The 19,635-nt window shown below is 69.4% G+C and carries 22 protein-coding genes; 20 read left to right on the top strand and 2 right to left on the bottom strand.

The window, feature by feature from the left end:
* The first annotated feature begins 198 nt into the window (after window positions 1-198).
* The 7 genes from HNQ61_RS27960 (at window position 199) to HNQ61_RS27930 (ending at window position 4,168) form a co-directional block, all read left to right on the top strand.
* A complete protein-coding gene (locus HNQ61_RS27960; RefSeq protein WP_170039249.1) occupies window positions 199-912 on the top strand; it encodes an SDR family oxidoreductase in 714 nt (237 codons plus the stop codon).
* 5 nt (window positions 913-917) lie between these two features.
* Window positions 918-1,298: a 6-pyruvoyl trahydropterin synthase family protein gene (locus HNQ61_RS27955; RefSeq protein ID WP_170039247.1), complete on the top strand. Its 381-nt coding sequence runs from the start codon at window positions 918-920 to the stop codon at window positions 1,296-1,298.
* Between the two features lie 4 nt (window positions 1,299-1,302).
* Window positions 1,303-1,971 (top strand): Trm112 family protein, encoded by a 669-nt coding sequence (locus HNQ61_RS27950; RefSeq protein WP_170039245.1) that lies wholly within the window; start codon window positions 1,303-1,305, stop codon window positions 1,969-1,971.
* A 152-nt stretch (window positions 1,972-2,123) separates the two neighbouring features.
* Window positions 2,124-2,579 (top strand): tetratricopeptide repeat protein, encoded by a 456-nt coding sequence (locus tag HNQ61_RS27945; protein WP_170039243.1) that lies wholly within the window; start codon window positions 2,124-2,126, stop codon window positions 2,577-2,579.
* Entirely contained in the window at window positions 2,579-2,923 is a 345-nt protein-coding gene (gene cutA, locus HNQ61_RS27940; RefSeq protein WP_170040469.1) for a divalent-cation tolerance protein CutA, read from the top strand. The genes HNQ61_RS27945 and cutA overlap by 1 nt, the downstream gene beginning before the upstream one ends.
* A gap of 43 nt (window positions 2,924-2,966) precedes the next feature.
* On the top strand, window positions 2,967-3,608 hold the full coding sequence (locus HNQ61_RS27935) for a tetratricopeptide repeat protein (protein ID WP_170039241.1): 642 nt from the start codon (window positions 2,967-2,969) through the stop codon (window positions 3,606-3,608).
* Window positions 3,609-3,694: 86 nt separating this feature from the next.
* Entirely contained in the window at window positions 3,695-4,168 is a 474-nt protein-coding gene (locus tag HNQ61_RS27930; protein WP_170039239.1) for a hypothetical protein, read from the top strand.
* 155 nt (window positions 4,169-4,323) lie between these two features.
* Here the strand turns inward: HNQ61_RS27930 and HNQ61_RS27925 are convergent, their stop codons facing one another.
* The gene (locus HNQ61_RS27925) at window positions 4,324-4,767 is read right to left on the bottom strand and encodes a VOC family protein (protein WP_170039237.1); all 444 of its coding nucleotides are present in this window, start codon (window positions 4,765-4,767) and stop codon (window positions 4,324-4,326) included.
* A gap of 123 nt (window positions 4,768-4,890) precedes the next feature.
* A complete protein-coding gene (locus HNQ61_RS27920) occupies window positions 4,891-5,583 on the bottom strand; it encodes a TetR/AcrR family transcriptional regulator (protein ID WP_170039235.1) in 693 nt (230 codons plus the stop codon).
* 280 nt (window positions 5,584-5,863) lie between these two features.
* Here HNQ61_RS27920 and HNQ61_RS27915 point away from each other — a divergent pair, with 280 nt between their 5' ends.
* From HNQ61_RS27915 to asnS, 13 genes are all read left to right on the top strand, one after another.
* Window positions 5,864-7,480: an ABC-F family ATP-binding cassette domain-containing protein gene (locus tag HNQ61_RS27915; RefSeq protein ID WP_205762102.1), complete on the top strand. Its 1,617-nt coding sequence runs from the start codon at window positions 5,864-5,866 to the stop codon at window positions 7,478-7,480.
* Between the two features lie 94 nt (window positions 7,481-7,574).
* Window positions 7,575-8,060, top strand: coding sequence for a hypothetical protein (locus HNQ61_RS27910; protein WP_170039233.1), 486 nt, complete (start codon window positions 7,575-7,577; stop codon window positions 8,058-8,060).
* Window positions 8,061-8,283: 223 nt separating this feature from the next.
* Window positions 8,284-9,633, top strand: a complete 1,350-nt coding sequence (locus tag HNQ61_RS27905) for a glycine--tRNA ligase (RefSeq protein WP_170039231.1) — start codon at window positions 8,284-8,286, stop codon at window positions 9,631-9,633.
* A gap of 331 nt (window positions 9,634-9,964) precedes the next feature.
* Entirely contained in the window at window positions 9,965-11,233 is a 1,269-nt protein-coding gene (locus HNQ61_RS27900) for an LVIVD repeat-containing protein (protein WP_170039229.1), read from the top strand.
* 107 nt (window positions 11,234-11,340) lie between these two features.
* Window positions 11,341-11,958 carry an ATP-dependent Clp protease proteolytic subunit gene (locus HNQ61_RS27895; protein ID WP_170039227.1) on the top strand — a complete coding sequence of 206 codons (618 nt, stop codon included), beginning with the start codon at window positions 11,341-11,343 and terminating at the stop codon, window positions 11,956-11,958.
* A gap of 82 nt (window positions 11,959-12,040) precedes the next feature.
* Window positions 12,041-12,580: a hypothetical protein gene (locus HNQ61_RS27890; RefSeq protein ID WP_170039225.1), complete on the top strand. Its 540-nt coding sequence runs from the start codon at window positions 12,041-12,043 to the stop codon at window positions 12,578-12,580.
* Between the two features lie 119 nt (window positions 12,581-12,699).
* Entirely contained in the window at window positions 12,700-13,455 is a 756-nt protein-coding gene (locus tag HNQ61_RS27885; RefSeq protein ID WP_170039223.1) for a metallopeptidase family protein, read from the top strand.
* 318 nt (window positions 13,456-13,773) lie between these two features.
* Window positions 13,774-14,634 carry a hypothetical protein gene (locus tag HNQ61_RS27880; protein ID WP_170039221.1) on the top strand — a complete coding sequence of 287 codons (861 nt, stop codon included), beginning with the start codon at window positions 13,774-13,776 and terminating at the stop codon, window positions 14,632-14,634.
* Window positions 14,631-16,379, top strand: a complete 1,749-nt coding sequence (gene polX, locus HNQ61_RS27875; protein WP_170039219.1) for a DNA polymerase/3'-5' exonuclease PolX — start codon at window positions 14,631-14,633, stop codon at window positions 16,377-16,379. Before HNQ61_RS27880 ends, polX begins: the two co-directional genes overlap by 4 nt.
* The gene (gene nth, locus HNQ61_RS27870; RefSeq protein ID WP_170039217.1) at window positions 16,348-17,040 is read left to right on the top strand and encodes an endonuclease III; all 693 of its coding nucleotides are present in this window, start codon (window positions 16,348-16,350) and stop codon (window positions 17,038-17,040) included. Before polX ends, nth begins: the two co-directional genes overlap by 32 nt.
* Window positions 17,041-17,348: 308 nt before the next feature.
* Window positions 17,349-17,498: a hypothetical protein gene (locus HNQ61_RS27865; RefSeq protein ID WP_170039215.1), complete on the top strand. Its 150-nt coding sequence runs from the start codon at window positions 17,349-17,351 to the stop codon at window positions 17,496-17,498.
* A gap of 60 nt (window positions 17,499-17,558) precedes the next feature.
* A complete protein-coding gene (locus HNQ61_RS29410; RefSeq protein WP_276510329.1) occupies window positions 17,559-17,684 on the top strand; it encodes a hypothetical protein in 126 nt (41 codons plus the stop codon).
* A 309-nt stretch (window positions 17,685-17,993) separates the two neighbouring features.
* Window positions 17,994-19,394, top strand: a complete 1,401-nt coding sequence (asnS, locus tag HNQ61_RS27860) for an asparagine--tRNA ligase (RefSeq protein WP_170039213.1) — start codon at window positions 17,994-17,996, stop codon at window positions 19,392-19,394.
* Window positions 19,395-19,635: the final 241 nt, after the last annotated feature.

The following is a 19,635-nucleotide window of genomic DNA, read 5'->3' as shown; positions in this document are numbered from 1 at the left end:
CAACCCACTGTGCTAAAACAATTTATGGCATCCTCATCTGACAGTTAGCCGGACACTAGTGACCCTCCCCCAGTCTTTTTTGGGGGAGGGTGGGCGAGTAATGCGAGCCCGGGTGGGGGCCGCCCTGGAGCCGGCCTGACGCGCCGATCCCGAGTCTCCCGCATCCCGCAATCACGTATCACACGGGAACCACACGCGATGGACGCGCTGAAGGGAAAGACGGCCGTGGTGACCGGCGCATCCAGCGGCATCGGGCTGGCGGTCGCGCGGCAGCTGGCGGAAGCGGGCGCATGGGTGGGCCTCGTCGCGCGATCCGAGGCGCCGCTGGCCCGCGCCGCGGCGGACGTGGGCGGACACGCCATGCCGGCTGACGTCGGCACGGCGTCCGGGGTGCACACCGTGGCCACCTACGTCACCGAACTGCTGGGCGACGCGCCGGACCTCGTCATCTCCGCCGCCGGCGCGTTCGGGCTGGCGCGCCTGCACGAGGCCGATCCCGCGGACTTCGACCGCATGATCGCCGCCAACCTGCGCGCGCCCTTTCTGCTCATCCGCGCCTTTCTGCCGGCCATGCTGGCGCGCGGCCACGGCCACTTCATCCACGTGGGCTCCGTAGCCGGCCGCGTCGCCTATCCGGAAAACGGCGCGTACTCGGCCAGCAAGTTCGGCCTGCGAGGGCTGCACCAGGTGCTGCTGCAGGAAGTTCGCGGCACCGGCGTGCGCGCCACGCTGGTGGAACCGGCGGCGACCGACACGCCGCTGTGGGACCTCATCAATCCGGACGCGCGGGCGGACCTTCCCCCGCGCGCATCCATGCTGCGCCCCGAAGACGTGGCCCGCGCGGTGGTGTACGCCGCCGCGCAGCCCGCGGGTGTGCAGATTCCCAGCATCGCCGTGGAAGCGGCCGGCTGACGCCCATGTTTCTTCTGAACGTCAAGGCGCACTACGACAGCGCCCACTTCCTCCGCAACTACCACGGCAAGTGCGAGAACCTGCACGGCCACCACTACGTCGTGGAAGCCGCGCTCTCGTACGACGACGTGGGGCCGGGCGGCATGGCCTTCGACTTCACCGAGGCCAAGGTGCACCTGCGCGCCATCGCCAACGAGCTGGATCACAAGAACATCAACGACGTCCCGCCCTTCACCGAACTGGAGCCCAGCGCCGAGAACCAGGCGCGCTGGATCTTCGAGGAGCTGCAGAAGCGGCTGGGCGGCGAGGGGGAGCACCTGGCGTACGTGCGCGTGTGGGAAACGCCCAACCAGTGGGCGCAGTATTCCCCGCGCCCCGTCTGGTAGGCCGATGTTCATCCTGCTGACCGACGTCCTCACCTGCCCGCGCTGCGGCCCGGAGTTCGGCCTGATCCTGCTGGCGGACCAGATGGGCGAGCGGCGTGTGGTCCAGGGCCGCCTGGGGTGCCCCAACTGCCGCGAGGCGTACGCCATCCGCGACGGCGTCGTTCACGCCGTTCCCGCCTCCGATCCCGCCCCGCGGGTGACGGTGGAGGACGGGGGATCGTCGGAGGGCGACGCGGAGGCGCCGGTGCGTCTGGCGGCGCTGATGGGGCTTTCCGGCGTCACGGGGCTGGTGCTGATCGACGGTCCCGGCGGCCGGCACGGGGCGGCCGTGGCGGCGCTCGTTCCCGGTGTGGAGGTGGTGGCGGTGGATGGCGCCGCGCCCGCGGGCGGGATGGAGAACGGGGTGAGCCGCGTCGTGTCCGGCCCGCGCTTTCCCTTTCGTGATGACAAGATGCGGGGCGCGGCCCTCACCGGCGGCGCGGACGACGAGCGGCTGCGCGAGGCGCTGCGCGTGCTGGTTCCCGGCGCGCGCCTGGTCGTGGATCCGGCGCCCGCGGGCACCGGGGAGCGGCTGCGCGCGCTGGGCGCGGAGGTGCTGCTGGAGGAGGCGGGCGTGGTGGTGGCGCGCGCTCCGGGCCGTCCCGTGGCGCTGGGCCGCCGCCCGCCAGGTTGACGCCGTTGTCGGTTGCGGGATCGGTTCGGCGGGCATAGCTTTGCCGTCTTCGGGGCGCCGCCGGCGTCCCGCGCCCGGGCAGGCTCGCGCCCGGGGAAGGACCGCGGCCACGCGGCACTGAAGCAGCTCCTTCTCCCATCTCCAGTCGTGCCATGTCCTGGTTCACGAACCTGATCGGAGGCCGCTCCGGGGCGCCGGAGGAGCGGGATCCGGATTATTACGAGGAGGGGTCGGTCCTGCTCCATCAGGAGAAGTACCACGAGGCCCTTACCTCTTTTCGCCTCGCCCTGCGCGAGAGCCCCAACGACACCGACGTCCTTCAGCAGATCGCCGTGGCCTACACGCGCATCGGCATGACGGACGAGGCGGTCAAGACGTACCGCCGCGTGCTGGAGCTGAAGCCGCACGCGTCGGGAGCCCACTACGGGCTCGCCTTTCTGCTGCTGCAGCAGGGCCAGCAGGACGGGGCCGTGGCGCACCTTCGCGCCTTTCTGGCCCGTCCACCCAGCATTCCCAACGCGGCGCGGCACGTGTCGCACGCGCGCCAGACGCTCGCCGAACTCACCGGCGAGGGCGAGGGATCGCCGGAGCTGCAGCTTCCCCTGTGATGGACGAGGGCGGCGCGCCGGGCGTGGTGCTGGCCCTGAGCACCGCCCCCGACGCCGGGACCGCCGCGCGCATCGGGCAGGCGCTGGTGGACGAACGTTTGATCGCCTGCATGAACGTGGTGCCGGGGCTCACCTCCATCTACCGGTGGGAGGGCGAAGTCCGGCACGACAGCGAAGTGCTCATGCTGATGAAGACGCGGCCCGGGCGTGTGGACGCGCTGCGGGCGCGCATTTCCGAGCTGCACCCGTACCGGGTTCCGGAGCTGCTGGTGGCTCCGGTTGTGGAGGGTCTGGCGCCGTACTGCCGCTGGGTGCGCGACGAGACGGCGGGCGATGACGAGTAGCGGGACGGAAGGGCCGGCCTTCCCCGTGGAACTGAAAGCGGACATGGCTCGGATGACGATGGCGGAGGACGAAGCCCCCAAGCAGGACGAAGCCGCGGCCGTGACGGACGCGCCGCGCAAGCGCGGCCGCAAGCCGCAGGACGACGCGCCCGAGCAGCCCGCCAACGATCCGTGGGCGGCCAAGCTGGAGCGCGCCGAATCGCTGGCCGCGGCCGGAAGCCACGCCGACGCCGCGGAGGCGTTCGGCTCCGTGGCGGCCGCGCAGCCGGAAAACCTGCGCGCGGCCGTGGGCATGGGCTCGGCGCTGTTCGCGGCCGGCAAGTACGACGGCGCCGAAAAGGAGCTCCGGCGCGCGCTCAAGCTGGCGCCGGACGCGTCGGAGGTCAGCTACCTGCTGGGCCACACGCTGTACAAGAAGGGCGTGTACGCGGCCGCGGCCACCGCGCTTCGCCGCGCCGTGGAGCTGGACCCGGAGCACGGCGCCGCGCACTTCGTCCTGGGCGAGGCGCTCAACCAGATGGCGGAATCCGACGCGGCCATCGAGGCGCTCGAGGAGGCCGTGCGCCTGGTGCCGGAAAACGGCAAGGCGTACTACGCCATGGGCATCGCGTACGACCGCAAGGGCAACCACGACCGCGCGGCGGAGATGTACCGCCTGTCGCGCGAAGTGGGCAAGACGGCCTGATTCCGTGTGTCCGGTGGATGATGAACGCCCGCGGCTTCCCCCGGAGCCGCGGGCGTTCTCCGTTTCCTCTCCTGAACCCGCATTCGATGATGATCCGCCGTCTCGCCCTGCTTCTGTCGATCGCGCTCGCCGCGCCCGCCGCCGCGCAGGACTTCGTGCCGGCCGACTCGGCCCTCATCGCCAACCATGCGCTGACCGAGGCAGAGATCGGCCGGGTGGTCGCGCTGGCGGAGCGCGCGGATTCGGTGTTCCGCGCCGCGCCGGACGCGTTCGCCGGAATCCACTCCAAGGAGGACGGGCCGTACACGATCGACGGAATCGCGGTCCGGTACGGATCCAACGCGGCCTTTCGCGCGGAACTGGAGCGGGCGGGCATCACTGCGCGCGAGTTCGTGCTGACCATGGCGGCCATCGTCAGCGCGCTGCGTGCGTCGATGGAAGAATCCGAGCGGCGCGATGCGCTGCCTCCGGTCGAAGCCGCGAACCTGCGGCTGGTGCAGGCGCTGGATGAGCCGATTACGCGCATGTTCGCCACGCTGCGGCGCGTGATCCCGGGCTGACGATCACCCGAACAGAACGCCCGCGGCTTCCTTCCGGAGCCGCGGGCGTTCTGCATTCTGGTCATCCCGATCGCGCGTCGTTCCGCTCCAACCGCCCGATCCTGATTCGCGCGCCGGGCGGGCTCAGCGACGCCGGTCGGCGGTCCTGATGTCGATCAGTAGTTCACCGCCACGTCCATCACCCACGTAACGCCGAACTTGTCGGTGAGCATCCCGTACAGCGGGGCGCCCCAGGGCGCGGGGCCCAGATCCGCCTGGATGGCGGCGCCGTCCTTGAGCGCGTTCCAGTAGCCGGTGACCTCGTCATCCGCCCCGGCATCGCCGCGGATGGACACGAAAACGGACTTGTCGCCGCGGTCAAAGGAGAGGGCGGAGGGGACGTCGTACGCCATGACGTGAAAGCCGTTCTCGCCCTGCACCTGGCCCCACATGATCTGGTCCGCCTCCTCCGCCGTGGCCAGACCGCCCTGGCTCTGGACGTTGTGCGCCTGCGCAAAGGTCACGGCGGCCAGCTGCCCGCCGAACGCTGCCTGGTAGAATTCCAGCGCCGCCCTGGCCTGTCCGCGAAAGTTCAGGTGAGTGGTGGTCGTGATGGCCATGACTGGTTCTTTCGTAAAAAGATTGGCGTGATGGTGCGATGTGATCCGGACGTCGCGCGACGCCGGTTCAGCCGCTGGCGCGGGTGCCAGCGGGATTCGGTGATGACGCTCAGCGCGGGCGTTTCAGCGGGCGGATGCGTCCGGTGCGGCGCGGGACAGCAGGGCGGGCATCAGCACGCCGTCCACGATGGCGAGCAGGAAATCCCCGTCGAACGCCTTGCGCTGCACCAGTGTGCGGTAGGCGGCCATGGTGGGCAGAACCGTGCTGAGCGTCTCGATGTCCACGCTGCCGGCCACCTCACCCCGTTCCACCGCGCGCCGCATGAGGGTCAGGTGAGCCTCGGCCCACGGGTCGGCGAGCGCTCTGTGCACGGCGTCGGCAAACGCGGGATTGTGCGACACCATCGAGACGAGTCCGGCCGCCGTCCTGTCCCTGCGCTCGATCTCCGCCGCGGACTCGGGTTGAAAGAGCGCGAGCAGATCGGCGCGCAGGCTGCCGGTGTCGGGCAGGGTGGACATGGGAATCTGCCGCAGCTTCAGACGCGCGACGGCCTCCAGCGCCATTTCTTCCTTGGATGACCAGCGCCGGTACACGGTCGCTTTGCCCGCCCGGGCCTTGAGCGCGACCGCGTCCATCGTCATCGCCGCATATCCGACATCGCCCAGCACCTCGATGGCCGCGTCCAGGATGGCGCCGTCGCGGGAGTGATCGCGCTTGCGGCCCGTCCGTACCGGCTCCGCCCTGTCGTCGGCCGCGCTGCCCGGCTGGGCAGTGCCGGTCGACCGGTCCGCCGCCGCCCGTGTCGTTTTCTTCATCATGGTAATAACGATACTCACTGGTTCCGAAACGCACAAGATCCGGAACTGATCAGTTTAGATATGCGGACCGGAGTTCCTCCCGGCCGGGAGGATCTCCGCGGCGCGACTGAGCTGCCCGATTGACATCCGCCGGGATCGTTTTGATCTTTATCCGTCCGCCGCATCCGGCACTGACCGGGTCCGGCGGAATCCCGCCCACCAGACGAGAGACGACGCATGCGGCTGTTCCTGACCGGTGTTCACCCCACTTTCACCGTCAGGACCGGAGCATGTGCTTTTGTCTACTCAAACATCCGACGTTCGCGTCATCGCGGAGCGGCTGGCGTATTCGCTGGCTGACGGCCGCACTCTATTCTCTGATCTGACACTCGGTTTCGGCCGCGAGCGCACGGGGCTCGTGGGGCCGAACGGCACCGGCAAGAGCACGCTGGTGCGCCTGCTGGCGGGCGAACTGCGCCCGTCCGCGGGCTCCGTCGTGCGCACGGGTTCCATCGGCTACCTTCCGCAGGACTTTCGCGTGGCGCCTGACCAGCCGCTGGCGGACGTGCTCGGCATCGCGGAGCGATTGTCCCGCGTGGACCGCGTGCTGGCCGGAGAGGCGTCGGGCGACGATCTGGATCTCGTCAACGCCGACTGGGACCTGCGCGAGCGGGCGGAGGCCGTGCTGGCGCGGCTGAACCTGTCGCACCTGCGCCTCGACCGTCCCGTGGCGGACGTCAGCGGCGGCGAGGCGACGCGCGTGGCGCTGGCGGGCGTGCTGCTGGCGGAGCCGGATTTTCTGCTGCTGGACGAGCCCACCAACAACCTGGACGCCGCCGGACGCGAGGCGCTGTACGGCTTTGTGGAGGGATGGACGGGCGGGCTGCTGGCCGTGAGCCACGACCGCGGGCTGCTGCGGCGGATGGACCGCATCGTGGAACTGACGCACGCCGGAGCCCGCGTCTACGGCGGCGGATGGGAGCTGTACCGCGCCCAGCGCGCCGCGGAGGCCGAGGCCGCCGCGCGCGAGTTCGCCAGCGCGGAGCACGCGCTGAAGCGGGCGCGGCGCGATGCGCAGGCCCTGCGCGAGCGGCAGGCGCGCAGCGACGCCCGGGGCCGGCGCTTCGCCGAAACGGCCAACATCCCCCGCATCAAGCTGGGGATGATGAAGGAGACTGCGGAGGGCACCGGTGCCCGGGTGCGCGAAACCGCCGCGCGGCTTGTGGAGGACGGCCGCTCGCGCCTGGACGCCGCCCGCGAGCGCGTGGACGAGCAGGCGCGACTGGCGCTCGATCTGCCCTCCGCCGCCGTCCCCGCCGGCAAGATCGTGGTGGATGTGGATCAGGTCACGTACCGCCATCCCGGCGCGGAAACGGCCGTGATCGACGGCGTCTCGCTTCGGATTACGGGGAGCGAGCGCATCGCCATCGTCGGGCGCAACGGTGGAGGCAAGACGACGCTGCTGCGGCTCATGACCGGCGAACTGCGGCCGGAGAGGGGAACGGTGCGGCTCGGTCTGCCATCCACCGAGGTCGCGTTCTTTGACCAGCACACGCAGCGGCTGCGGGACGGGGAGAGCGTGCTGCAGAACTACCGTGCCACGAATCCGGACGTGGACGAGACGGCGGCCCGGCACGCGCTGGCCCGCTTCCTGTTCGAGGGCGAGGCCGTCCATCAACCCGCGGGATCGCTGAGCGGCGGGCAGCGGCTGCGCGCGGCGCTGGCGTGCGCGCTCAACGGGTGGCATCCGCCGCGCCTGCTGGTGCTGGACGAGCCGACCAACCACCTTGATCTCGACAGTCTCGAGGCGCTGGAATCCGTCATCCGCGGCTACGATGGCGCGCTGCTCGTCGTCAGCCACGACGCGGCGTTTCTGGACGCGATCGGCATCGGCCGGCGGATCGAACTCGGTTGATCGAAGGCAACGAAGCGGCCGGGTGGATGGTGATCCGCCCGGCCGCTCCGGTTCGATCCTCCGTCGATCATCATCCCCTTTTCCTTGGATTGTGATGCTCATCTCCAGGCTGGTCAGGACGGTTGCCGCCGCGCTGTTCGCCGCGTTCCTGGCGGTGCCCGCCGCCGCGCAGATTCACCTTGACCTGGACGCCGAGCCCATTGAGGACGTGTGGCTCACCGAAGCCGATCTGCTGCGGATGGAAACCCTCGCGGTGCGGCTGGACAGCGTGTTCAGGCGGAATCCCGGCGCGTTCAAGGTTCCCCAGGTGCCCAAGGCGACGGTTTCGCTGGATTCCGCCGGACGGATTCTGGAGTCGTATCCCACGCTGGGAGCGGAACTGGCGCGGGTGGGCATGACGGGGCGCGAGTTCATGGGGATCGCCTGGTCGCTGCTGCACGGCGCCGTGACGTCCGCCGCGCAGGGTGACATTCAGCCCGAGCCCGCCTCGGCGCTCAGCGCGAACATCCGGCTGGTGCGACTGAACGAAACACGCGTCGACCACATCTTCACCATCATCTCGCGGATCTTTCCCGACTGACGCGCGGCGGCGGGCCGGCGCTCCGCGGCCCTGCGGACCGAGGCCTCCCCATGCCCGCGACGCCGGTTTTTGTCCTACCTCTTGGCAATGTCCGCCCGCAAAACCCGCACGCCGCGTGAATTGCGGCGCCGCCCGCCGCCGGTTATCATCCCCGCTCCTGAACCCAGATCCAGACGGTGCCCACACGGGCGCCTCCCATTTCGCGGAATCGGCAAAGCAAGGCATGGCGGACAACGACCTGATGGAAAAGCTCGTCTCCCTCTCCAAGCGTCGGGGATACGTCTTTCAATCGTCCGAGATCTACGGCGGCACCGGTTCCGTGTGGGACTACGGCCCGCTGGGCGTGGAGCTCAAGCGCAACGTAAAGGACGCGTGGTGGCGCGCCATGGTGCACGAGCGCGACGACATCGAAGGTCTTGATGCCGCCATCCTCATGCACCCCAAGGTGTGGGAGGCCAGCGGCCACGTGGAGAACTTTACCGACCCGCTGGTGGAGTGCCGCAACTGCCACCGCCGCTTTCGCGTAGACATCCTGCTGGCCGAAACCGGCGCCGCGGAGATGGAAGCCGCGCGCTGCCCCAGCTGCGGCAAGACGGGAGAGTGGACGGAGCCGCGCTCCTTCAACCTGATGTTCAAGACGTTCATGGGGCCCGCCGAGGACTCCGCCAACGTCGTGTACCTGCGTCCGGAAACCGCGCAGGGCATCTACGTGAACTTTCTGAACGTGCAGCAGAGCGCGCGGCAGAAGATTCCGTTCGGCATCGCGCAGATCGGCAAGGCGTTCCGCAACGAGATCACGCCCGGGAACTTTACGTTCCGCACGCGCGAGTTCGAGCAGATGGAGATGCAGTTCTTCGTCAAGCCGGGCTCCGACGAGGCGTTCTTTGAGCAGTGGCGCGAGGCCCGCTTCAAGTGGCACACCGACGTGCTGGGCCTGTCGCCGGACCGCCTGCGCTACCATCCGCACGAGAAGCTGGCGCACTACGCCAGCGCCGCGGGCGACGTGGAGTTCTACTTCGGCGGCACCATCGGCGACGGCGGGTGGGGCGAGATCGAAGGCATCCACAACCGCACCGACTTCGACCTCAAGCGCCACCAGGAGTACTCGGGCAAGCGCCTGGAGTACATCGATCCCGCGGCGGGCGAGCGCTACATCCCGTACATCATCGAAACCTCCGTGGGCGCCGACCGCGCCACGCTGGCCGTGCTGGCCAACGCGTACCGCGAGGACGTGGTGGATGGCGAAACGCGCGTGGTGCTGAGCATCAAGCCGTCGCTGGCCCCGCTCAAGTGCGGCGTGTTTCCGCTGGTCAAGAAGGACGGCATGCCCGATCGCGCCACGCAGATTCACGAGGATCTGCGCCGCCGCGGCATTCCCAGCTTCTACGACGAAGCCGGCGCCATCGGCCGCCGATACCGCCGCCAGGACGAGGCCGGCACGCCGTTCTGCATCACGGTGGATGGCGAAACGATGGAGCAGGGCACCGTCACCATTCGCGACCGCGACACCATGGAGCAGTCGCGCATCGCCCAGGACCAGATCCCCGCGTTCCTCGCCGAGCGCCTGGCCTGATCCGGCTTTTTGTTGATGGATGAACGGCGGCTCGCGCGTGCGGGCCGCCGTTCTGCCTTTTCATCCGGCTGAAAGCGAGGAACACCGTTTCACGCGGGGGACGCGGAGGGAGCGGGGGAACGCGGGGGGAACCGCTGGGATGCCGACGATCGTCCCTGCTGTTCCTCCGCGTTCCTCTCTGTTGAAACCTCCGCGTCCTCCGCGTGAAACCCTGACCGTGGGCCGTCAAGGAAATGCGCGCCTGATCGTTGCATCCGGTACGCGGCGGCGGTACGTACAAACTGCCGCGCGATCCTCCTCGTGTTCCTCTCCTCCGCACCCCGGCCGACCGATGCGAATTCCTGCCCGATTTCTGCCGTGCGCCGCCGCGGCGCTGCTGGCCGCGTCCGCCGCAGAGGCGCAGCGCCGCCCGCGCGAAAGCACGGGGAGCGTCACCGTGGTGGAATCCGCCGATCCGGCGAACTACCCGGCGCGCTTCGAGGTGGTGGGGCGGGGGCCGGTGCCGCGCATGCGCAGCACGGAACTGTGGGCGTTCCGCGGCGTGGACGGGCGCGACTACGTGTACACCGGCACCAACGGCGGCTGCGCGCAGTGCGTGGGCAGCACACTCTTCATCTGGGACGTGAGCAATCCCGCCGCGCCCGTGCTGACGGATTCGGTGATGGTGGACGCGGGCGCCATCAGCGACGTGGCGGTGAACCAGGCAGGGACCCTCGCGGCGCTGGCCCGGCGCGGCGGCACCACCCGGCGCAACGGCGTGGTGTTTCTGGACCTGGCCGACCCCGCGCACCCCCGGCCCGCGGGGCACTTCTGGGAGTCGCTGGGCGGCGGCGTGGAGTCCGTATGGCTGGACGGCGACCGGCTGTACGCGTCGGACCTGGCCACGGGCGAAATGGCCGTGCTGGACGTGAGCAATCCGCGCGACGCACGGGTGGTGGGGCGGTGGGCGCCGCCGCTGGGGCCCAACATCGATGCATCCAGCCGCTTTCTGGCCGACGTGCAGGTGCGCGACGGGCTGGCCTACCTGGCGTACTGGAACGACGGATTCGTGATCCTGGACGTGGGCAACGGCGTGCGGAGCGGCACGCCCAACCGCCCGCGCCTGGTTTCGCAGACGCGCTACACCACGCAGTACAACCGCCAGCGGTACGGCAACACCAACGCAGTGTTCGCCTACACCACGGCGGACGGGCGGCGCCTCGCGTTCGTGGGCGATGCCATCGTGCCGCCGGGGGCGGACCCGCGCCGGCCCATGGAGATCGGCGGGCGGCTGCACGTGTTCGACGTGACGCGGGTAGAGGCGCCGCGCGAGGTGGCGTGGTACGAGGTGCCGGGGCGGGGAATCAGCCGCTTCTGGGCCGAGGGCGACCGCCTGTACGTGGCCACCAACAACGGCGGCCTGCGCGCGCTGGACGTCTCGGTTCCCCTTTCCGGACGGCTGCGCGACCCGGAACTGGCGGTGCTGCCCACCCGCGATGCGGCCTCCGCCGTGCCCGAACTCTCCGTCACCTGGGCGGCCATGGCGCACAACGGTCTGGTTTTCGCGACGGACCTGCACTCGGGACTGTGGGTGACGCGCCTGCTTCCCGCCGCGCCGTAACGCGCGGCGGAACCGCGCGCCCGCCCTTTCGCCGCGCACGCGGGACCGCTACCATGCCCGCGCGGGGACGCGCGTCCGCGACACGCCAAACGTTACGGGGATCCGGGATGAGGAATCAGGACGACGATCAGGACGAGGGCACGCCGGAGCAGGAAGCTCCTTCGGAACGGCCCAACGCGCTGACGGAGGGAATCCGCGAGCGGCTGTTCAAGTCGCGCACGCTCATCATCAGCGGCGGCATCGACCAGCAGCTGGTAAGCAACATCATCGGGCAGCTGCTGGCCATGTCGGCCGAAAGCGAAAAGCCCATCAACATGTTCGTCAACTCGCAGGGCGGGCACGTGGAGTCGGGCGACACCATCCACGACGTGATCCGCTTCATCAAGCCCAAGGTGCGCATGATCGGCACCGGGTGGGTGGCCAGCGCCGGCGCGCTCATCTTCGTGGCGTCGCCGCGCGAGGAGCGCTTCTGCCTGCCCAACACGCGCTTTCTGCTGCACCAGCCGGCGGGCGGCGCGGGCGGCACGGCGGCGGACATCGCCATCGAAGCCAACGAAATCATCCGCATGCGCGGCCGCATCAACCGCATCTTCATGCGCGAGACGGGGCAGACGCTGGAGCGCATTGAAAAGGACACCCACCGCAACTTCTGGCTCAGCGCCGAAGAAGCGGTGGACTACGGCCTCGTCAGCCGCATCATCCAGAGCGTCGACGAGCTGGACTAGGTCCGTCGCGCATCCGCTGCGAGCGAGGGCGCGGTCCGGGTTCCGGGCCGCGCCCTCGCTTCATCCCCGCCACTCATCCGTCGTGACCACCTATTCCGCCACGCAGCGGGCCCGGCTTGACGGCACCCTGCTCGCCTCCGCCGTAGTCGTGCCGCTGCTGACCGCCGCCGCCGCGCTGGGGGCGGACAGCTGGCCGGCGCGCCGCTTTCTGGCCCTGTACACGGGGCCGTTCTTTTTCGCTTTTTTCATCTGGGCACGGCTGCGGCTGCGGGAGCCGGGCCCGCACTCCCGCGGCGCGCTGGCGGTGGACGCGGCGGCGGTGATCGCCGCTGCGCTGCGGCTCCTGTCGCCCGCGGTGCCATGGTCCGGGCACATGGTGTTCTACACGTACAGCGCGTTCACCACGCGGTCGCTGCCCTACGCGCTGCTCATGCTCGTCCTTGCCGGCTCCGCGACGTGGTTCAAGCTGGTGCTGTGGGATGATCCGTGGTCGTGGGGGCTGGGGATCGTGCTCGGCCTGTTTCTGGCCGCGCGGCGCACCGTGGTCCATCGTGCGCGTCCCCCTGTGGCGCCAGAGGAGAAGGTCCGGCCGCCGCTGTCCGAACCTTCCGGCCCGTCCTGATCGCGATCAGGAGATGTGGATGTCGTTCGATGGAGGGTCGTGCACGTCTCGCAGTGGCGCGAGTAGGTTGATGCGATCATCCACTTCCCGCCCGATGCACCCTGACGAGTTCGCCGCCGATGACGTTTGAGGAGTTCGAGAGCGAGGCGCACAGGCTGTTCGCCACCATTCCGCCCGAGTTCCGCGGCGGGGTGGAGACCGTGCGGGTGTCCGGGCGCACGGTGCTGCATCCGGAACTGCCCGACGTCTACACGATGGGCGAGTGCGCCACGGGCGAGCTGGACTACGAGGACGGCGTGCCGGAGCCGACGCGCTCCGAAGTGCGCCTCTTCTATGGATCGTTCCGCGCGCTGGCGGAACAGGATGAGGATTTCGACTGGCAGGGCGAGCTGTGGGAGACGCTGACCCACGAAATCCGCCACCACCGCGAATCCGCCGCGGGCGAGGACGCGCTGGAGGACTACGATGACGCGTCGGACGAGAACTTCAAGCGGCGCGACGGGCTGTCGTTCGACCCGTTCTTCTACCGCGGCGGCGAGCCGGCGGGGGAGGGCGTGTGGGAGGTGGATGACGACGTATTCGTGGAGATGATCGTCGATGAGCGCCGGGTGAGTCCGGAGCAGGACATCGAGGTGATCATCGACGGCGAGCGGATCGGCGTTCCAGTGCCGGACGATCTGGGCGACGTCTGCTTTCTGTACCTGGAGGGATTCGGCGAGACGCCGGGAGATGTCACCGTGGTCCTGGTGCGGCGGATCGGCTTCTGGGAGCAGCTGCGCACCCTTTTCCGCCGCGAGGAGCCCATCGTCGCCGAGTGGACGCTCGCGGAAGGCGACTGGGTACGCCGCGGCCCCGCGGGCGACCGCCCGGACTGATCGCTCGCGAGACAACCCCGCGCTTCCTCGACTTCGGATGCGCCAAGGACCGAGCGCGGATCGACGTTGATCTCAGAAGGGCATCGCTGTATCTTTGCCGGGTAATTCCTCGGGTTCGGCACCGTTCGCGCGGGAGCCTGCGGGCTGCGAGCGGTGTTGTCGAGGTAGAAACCCCGTCGTTCTCTCCGGAGGATGGCGGGGTTTCACGTTTGTCCCGCATCTCCGCAATGATCGCCGTTGCTGGCGGGGCGGCGGCGGGGAACGGTAAGTTGCATCCATCAGCGGATTCGCGGAAGTGGACACAGAGGGAGCGCGCGCGTGGCGGATGGAATGAAGCAGGTGGGTGACCGGGCCCCGGACCCGGCGCGGCTGACGCCGTACGAACTGGCGTTTCTGGAAGGCGACTTTGAATCGCGCGTCTTTCCCGCCATCGAAGCCGAAGCCAAGGAGCGCGGCGAGGACGCGGCTCAGCGGGAGCGCTTCACCTTCATCGGCCAGGCGGGCGACGCGGTGCGCGACATCATCCCCGAAGACGCCCCGCCGGAGATGCTGGAGGAGTACCGCGCGCTCTTCTACCACGCCTTCAATTTCTGGAGCGCCGGGCGGCGGACGTACGTGCTGGACGCGCCGGTGGCCCGCTACCTGGTGGAATCGTCGCCGCGGCTGGACGCGTGGACCTTTGCCGTCCCCGCGCCGGCGTTCTACCTGCAGCTTCCCGCCAACCTGTTCTGGGCCAGCATCACGCCGGAACTGCCGCCGGAGCCGGTGGACGGCTTCTTCGTGACCGTCGCCCAGCAGGCGGACGCGCGCGGCGTACCGTTCGCCCACCTGCAGGGGCTGATGGTGCTGGGCATCCACCGCAACCGTCCGGGCTTCAGCGTCATTCCGTTCGACGCGGAGGTCGGCGCCGGAATCCCCGCCGTGTGGGCCGAACCGGGGCGCGAGGAAGGGCGCGACTTTGAGAACGTGCTCCCCGGCGGCGACATGGCCGGCCTGTACTCCATCCTCACCACCAGCGAAGCGCTCAAGCTGATCGCGCTCGCTGCGTGGTACATCGGCGAGAACGCGGCGGATGTCAGTCCTGAGCCCGCCGCCGACCTCCCCGCGGACGATGGCGTCGCGCCGGTGTCGCGAATGGATTTTCTGCGCGTGCGCTTCGGCGGAGGCTCCGCGGCATGACGGCGCGCGAAGCCGGCGCGGTGCTGGCGGAAATCGCGATGCTGCTGGAGGTGGTGGGCGGCAATCCGTTCCGCGCCAAGGCCTTCTCCACCGCCGCGCGCTCGCTGGAAACCTCCGCCGCCGACCTCGCCTCTCTCGCCGCGGAGGGCCGCCTGCGCACGCTGCCCAACGTGGGCGAGGGGATCGCGTCGGTGCTGGAGGAACTCCTGGCCAACGGCACGTCCGCCATGCTGGAGGAGCTTCGCGCCAAGACGCCCGTCGGCCTGTACGACATGATGCGGATCAAGGGCCTGGGCGCCAAGCGCATCCGCACCCTGTACGCCGACCTGGGCATCGACAGCCTGGACGCGCTGGAGGCGGCCGCGTCCGCCGGGCGCATCGCCAAGGTGGCGGGGTTCGGCGCCAAGACAGAGCAGAAGATCCTGGAGGGCGTCGCCTTTGCGCGCTCGCTGCGGGGGCGCCGCCGCTACTACCAGGCGGTGGAGTCCGCGGCGGGGCTGCTGGAGTTGATCGAGGGCCTCCCCGGCGTGGTGCAGGTGCGCGCGGCGGGGCAGATCCGCCGGCGGCTGGAGGTGGTGGACGCGCTCGACTTGGTCGCGGCCGCCGACGATCCGGCCGCCGTGCTCGCCGCCTTTCGCGCCATCCAGGGCACCGAATCCCCCGATGCCTCCGCCGCGGACGCGCCCGCCGAGGTGCGCCTGGCGGATGGCCTTCTCGCGCGCCTCGTGTGCGTGACGCCCGCGCGCTTCGGCGCCGCGCTGGTACGGGAGACGGGGAGCGCCGAACATCTCGCGCAACTGACGGAACGCGCGGCGGGGATGGGGCTGCGGCTGGACGGGGAAGGGTTGTTCGATGGAAAGAAATCCGTGCCGACCCCGGACGAGGAGGCGGTGTACAGGGCGCTGGATCTGGCGTGGATCCCGCCCGAACTGCGCGAGGGATGGGGCGAGATCGAGGCGGCCGCGGCGGGAACGCTTCCGGTTCTGATCGAGCCGGGCGACCTGCGCGGCACCTTTCACTGCCACACCACCTACTCCGACGGCCGCGCCACGGTGGACGAAATGGCGGACGCGGCGCGCGAGCGCGGCTGGTCGTACCTGGGGATCGCGGACCACTCGCAGTTCGCCGCGTACGCGGGCGGCCTTTCCCCCGCGGCGGTCCGCAAGCAGCACCGCGAGATCGACGCGTGGAACGCGGAGCACGGCGGCCGGGGCAAGAAGCGGTTCCGCCTGTTCAAGGGCGTGGAGGCCGACATCCTCGCCGACGGCCGGCTGGATTACGACGACGACGTGCTCGCCGGCTTCGACTACATCGTGGGCTCCGTCCACTCCGGTTTTCAGATGCCGGAGCGGGAGATGACGGACCGGCTGATCCGCGCCGTCTCCCATCCGCGAATCACCATGCTGGGCCACGCCACCGGCCGCCTGCTGCTGCGCCGCGACGGCTACGCGGTGGATGTGCGGGCCGTGATCGACGCGGCGGCGGCGAACGGCGTGTGCGTGGAGATCAACGCCGATCCCAACCGGCTGGACGTGGACTGGCGAAATGCGCGTTACGCGGCGGAAAAGGGCGTACTGATCCCCATCAACCCCGACGCGCACTCTACCGGCGCGCTGGGCAACGTACTGTTTGGAGTGAACGTGGCGCGCAAGGCGTGGATCACCGCGCCGCAAGTGCTGAACACGTGGGAGCTGGACCGCCTGGAGAACTGGTTTGCCGAGAGAAAGCAGAAAAGCGCGCCGTGAGCGCACATCGTCCATCCTGACCGAGTTGGCGGCGCTGTACCCCGACAGCCGGTGCTCGCTGGATTACCAGGACATGCTGCAGCTCGTGGTGGCGACCGTCCTTTCCGCGCAGTGCACCGACGCGGCGGTGAACCGCGCCACCCCCGCGCTGTTCGCCCGCTTCCGCACGGCGGCGGACTACGCGGCGGCGTCGCAGGACGAGATGGAAGAGCACCTGAAGTCGCTCAACTTCTTTCGCAACAAGGCGAAGTCGCTCATCGGGCTGGGGCGCGCGCTGCAGGAGCGGCACGGCGGCCAGGTCCCGGCCGACCTCGCGGCGCTCACCCAGCTTCCCGGCGTAGGGCGCAAGACGGCGAACGTGGTGCTCGGTGTCGGGTTCGGGATGGCGGAGGGCGTGGTGGTGGACACGCACGTCAAGCGGATCGCGGCGCGGCTGGGGCTGACGCGCGAGGAGGATCCGGAGCCGATCGAGCAGGACCTGCTCAAGCTGCTGGACCGGGACGACCGCGTGATCTTTACGCACCGCATCATCGACCACGGCCGCGCGGTGTGCACCGCCCGCCGCGCGTTCTGCGAGCGCTGCACCCTGGCGCCGCTCTGCCCGTCCGCGCCGGAAGCGTACCGCGTCCCCGCCGCCCCGCGCGAAATGGCCGTCGCCTGACCGCGCCCGTGCGACTGGACACCGCATGCAGAGGAAAGCCTCACGGCGTGGCCGTGGGGCTTTCCGCGTCTGATCCGCCGAACCGGTTCACCGAGATGCGCACGCGTCTGATTCCCGCCATCCATTGTACGTTCGGGCGCTCGGTTGCATCGATGTTCGTGAGGGGATATCGCTGGATCTATGGATGAGTGCGTCCACGAGGGGTATGTTTACGACAAGGATTGCAGAATAGAAGCTGCTCCGTTACGTTTCTGCTCCGGGTGCAGAGGCGCCCAGATCTCGGAGACACGTCTTCTGGAGAGGATCAGATGAAGAAGCTGGAGATTGAAGGGCTCGACGTGGAGTCGTTCACCACGGAGCCCCAGGCGGCCCTGGTCGCCCAGACGCCGATGTACTGCACGGGCTGCGACAGCACCTGCGGCATCATCGCCCCGGATTTCAGCGAGCTCTGTTACTGACGGGAAGGGCGCGGAACGAACGTTTCGCGCACGGTTCATCGCCAACACGGGAGAACGACCATGAAGACGCTCAACATCTCCGATCTGGACGTCGCGACTTTTGAGATCAGCGACAAGGTGACCCGCGAGGCCGTGTGGCCCTGCACCGGCTGCCTGAGCGGCTGCGGCATCAATCCGCCCGCCTGACCTGCGCACGACGGGCCGGCTCCCCACGGGGAAGCCAGCCCGGCTCGCGTTTGCCGCCACGCACGTTCCTGCATTCCGATCGCCGCACCGTGGCGTGTGAGGGATTAGGATGACGGGCCGGGCCTCTTTCGGGAGGCACGGCCCGCTTTGTTTGATGGATGATGCCCGGCGGTCGCGCGGCGGCGGGTACAGGTATACATTCCCTACCTGCGGATCGCGGCGGTCCTGGTGGATAGGAATCGCCGCGAGCCGCGCATCCGGCGCTGTCCGCAACGGCCGCAGCACATCATCCAGAGACCGTCGATCGATATGAGCCGCACCTCCATCTCGCAGGTCCTGGCCGGCGCCCTCGCGGCCGGCCAGCCGGTGACCGTAAAAGGCTGGGTCCGCACCCGGCGCGACTCCAAGGCCGGGCTGTCGTTCATCCACGTGCACGACGGCTCCTGCTTTGCGCCCATCCAGGTGGTGGCGTCGAACGAACTGCCGAACTACGCCGGCGAGGTGCAGCGCCTCACCACCGGCTGTTCGGTCTCGGTGCGCGGCGAGGTGATCGCCACGCCGGACCGCCCGCAGCCGTTCGAGATCCGCGCGGACTCGGTGGAAGTGCTGGGCTGGGTTGAGGATCCGGAAACGTATCCCATTCAGCCCAAGCAGCACTCCATGGAGTTTCTGCGCGGGGTGGCGCACCTTCGCCCGCGCACCAACACCTTCGGGGCGGTGGCGCGCGTGCGCCACACGCTGTCCATGGCGGTGCACCGCTTTTTTGACCAGCGTGGCTTCTTCTGGGTGCACACGCCCATCATCACCACCAGCGACGCCGAGGGCGCGGGCGAGATGTTCCGCGTGAGCACGCTGGACCTGGCCAACCTGCCGCGGACGGAAAACGGCGCCATCGACTTTGAGCAGGACTTCTTTGGCCGCGCCGCGCACCTTACCGTTTCCGGCCAGCTGAACGTGGAGGCGTACGCCATGGCGCTCTCCAACGTGTACACCTTCGGGCCCACCTTCCGCGCGGAAAAGAGCAACACCAGCCGCCACCTTGCGGAATTCTGGATGGTGGAGCCGGAGATCGCCTTCGCCGACCTGCACGAGGACGCGGACCTGGCCGAGGCGATGCTGAAGTCCGTGTTCACCGACCTGCTGAACGAGCGCGCCGACGACATGGCGTTCTTCGAGGAGCGGGTGCAGAAGGGGGTGCTGCAGCGGCTGGAGTCGTTCGTCAGCACCAGCTTCGAGCGGATGGAGTACACCGACGCAATCCGCCATCTGGAGGGCGCCAAAAAGAAGTTCGAGTTCCCGGTCAAGTGGGGCGTGGACCTGGCGACCGAGCACGAGCGGTGGCTGACGGAGGAGCACGTGGGCCGGCCGATCGTGGTGATGAACTATCCCAAGGAGATCAAGTCGTTCTACATGCGCGAGAACGAGGATGGCCGCACGGTTGCGGCCATGGACGTGCTCGCGCCGGGGATCGGCGAGATCATTGGCGGGTCGCAGCGCGAGGAACGGCTGGACGTGCTGGACCGGCGGATGGACGAGATGGGGCTGGACCGCGAGGGGTACGCGTGGTACCGCGACCTGCGCCGCTACGGCACGGTGCCGCACGCGGGGTTCGGGCTGGGATTCGAGCGGCTGGTGGTGTACGCCACGGGGATCGCCAACATCCGCGACGCGATTCCGTATCCGCGCACCCCCGGCAGCGCCGAGTTCTGACCGGTTCTGCCGATGGGCATCGTCCGAGTCAGGGCGGTGTCGGATTCGGTGATGAAGACGGGCCCGCATCCGCCACGGTGGATGCGGGCCCGTTCTCGGTCGGGGATCGCGCGGATGGTTGGTTGCGGCGGGCGGTCCTCAGGGCGGGCCCCCACCCGGGCCGGCACCACCGGCCCACCCTCCCCCAAAAAAGACTGGGGGAGGGTCACTAGTGTCCGGCTAACTGTCAGATGAGGATGCC

Source organism: Longimicrobium terrae (genome assembly GCF_014202995.1).
Classification (GTDB): domain Bacteria; phylum Gemmatimonadota; class Gemmatimonadetes; order Longimicrobiales; family Longimicrobiaceae; genus Longimicrobium; species Longimicrobium terrae.
This window is presented reverse-complemented; position numbering and strand designations above follow the sequence as displayed.

Coding starts and splice junctions, on each gene's coding strand:
- HNQ61_RS27920 (WP_170039235.1), bottom strand. CDS start 5,583: ATGAAGAAAACGACACGGGCGGCGGCGGACCGGTCGACCGGCACTGCC.
- HNQ61_RS27935 (WP_170039241.1), top strand. CDS start 2,967: ATGGCTCGGATGACGATGGCGGAGGACGAAGCCCCCAAGCAGGACGAA.
- HNQ61_RS27945 (WP_170039243.1), top strand. CDS start 2,124: ATGTCCTGGTTCACGAACCTGATCGGAGGCCGCTCCGGGGCGCCGGAG.
- cutA (WP_170040469.1), top strand. CDS start 2,579: ATGGACGAGGGCGGCGCGCCGGGCGTGGTGCTGGCCCTGAGCACCGCC.
- HNQ61_RS27885 (WP_170039223.1), top strand. CDS start 12,700: ATGACGTTTGAGGAGTTCGAGAGCGAGGCGCACAGGCTGTTCGCCACC.
- asnS (WP_170039213.1), top strand. CDS start 17,994: ATGAGCCGCACCTCCATCTCGCAGGTCCTGGCCGGCGCCCTCGCGGCC.
- HNQ61_RS27930 (WP_170039239.1), top strand. CDS start 3,695: ATGATGATCCGCCGTCTCGCCCTGCTTCTGTCGATCGCGCTCGCCGCG.
- HNQ61_RS27950 (WP_170039245.1), top strand. CDS start 1,303: ATGTTCATCCTGCTGACCGACGTCCTCACCTGCCCGCGCTGCGGCCCG.
- HNQ61_RS27955 (WP_170039247.1), top strand. CDS start 918: ATGTTTCTTCTGAACGTCAAGGCGCACTACGACAGCGCCCACTTCCTC.
- HNQ61_RS27925 (WP_170039237.1), bottom strand. CDS start 4,767: ATGGCCATCACGACCACCACTCACCTGAACTTTCGCGGACAGGCCAGG.
- polX (WP_170039219.1), top strand. CDS start 14,631: ATGACGGCGCGCGAAGCCGGCGCGGTGCTGGCGGAAATCGCGATGCTG.
- HNQ61_RS27900 (WP_170039229.1), top strand. CDS start 9,965: ATGCGAATTCCTGCCCGATTTCTGCCGTGCGCCGCCGCGGCGCTGCTG.
- HNQ61_RS27960 (WP_170039249.1), top strand. CDS start 199: ATGGACGCGCTGAAGGGAAAGACGGCCGTGGTGACCGGCGCATCCAGC.
- HNQ61_RS27895 (WP_170039227.1), top strand. CDS start 11,341: ATGAGGAATCAGGACGACGATCAGGACGAGGGCACGCCGGAGCAGGAA.
- HNQ61_RS27865 (WP_170039215.1), top strand. CDS start 17,349: ATGAAGAAGCTGGAGATTGAAGGGCTCGACGTGGAGTCGTTCACCACG.
- HNQ61_RS27910 (WP_170039233.1), top strand. CDS start 7,575: ATGCTCATCTCCAGGCTGGTCAGGACGGTTGCCGCCGCGCTGTTCGCC.
- HNQ61_RS27905 (WP_170039231.1), top strand. CDS start 8,284: ATGGCGGACAACGACCTGATGGAAAAGCTCGTCTCCCTCTCCAAGCGT.
- HNQ61_RS29410 (WP_276510329.1), top strand. CDS start 17,559: ATGAAGACGCTCAACATCTCCGATCTGGACGTCGCGACTTTTGAGATC.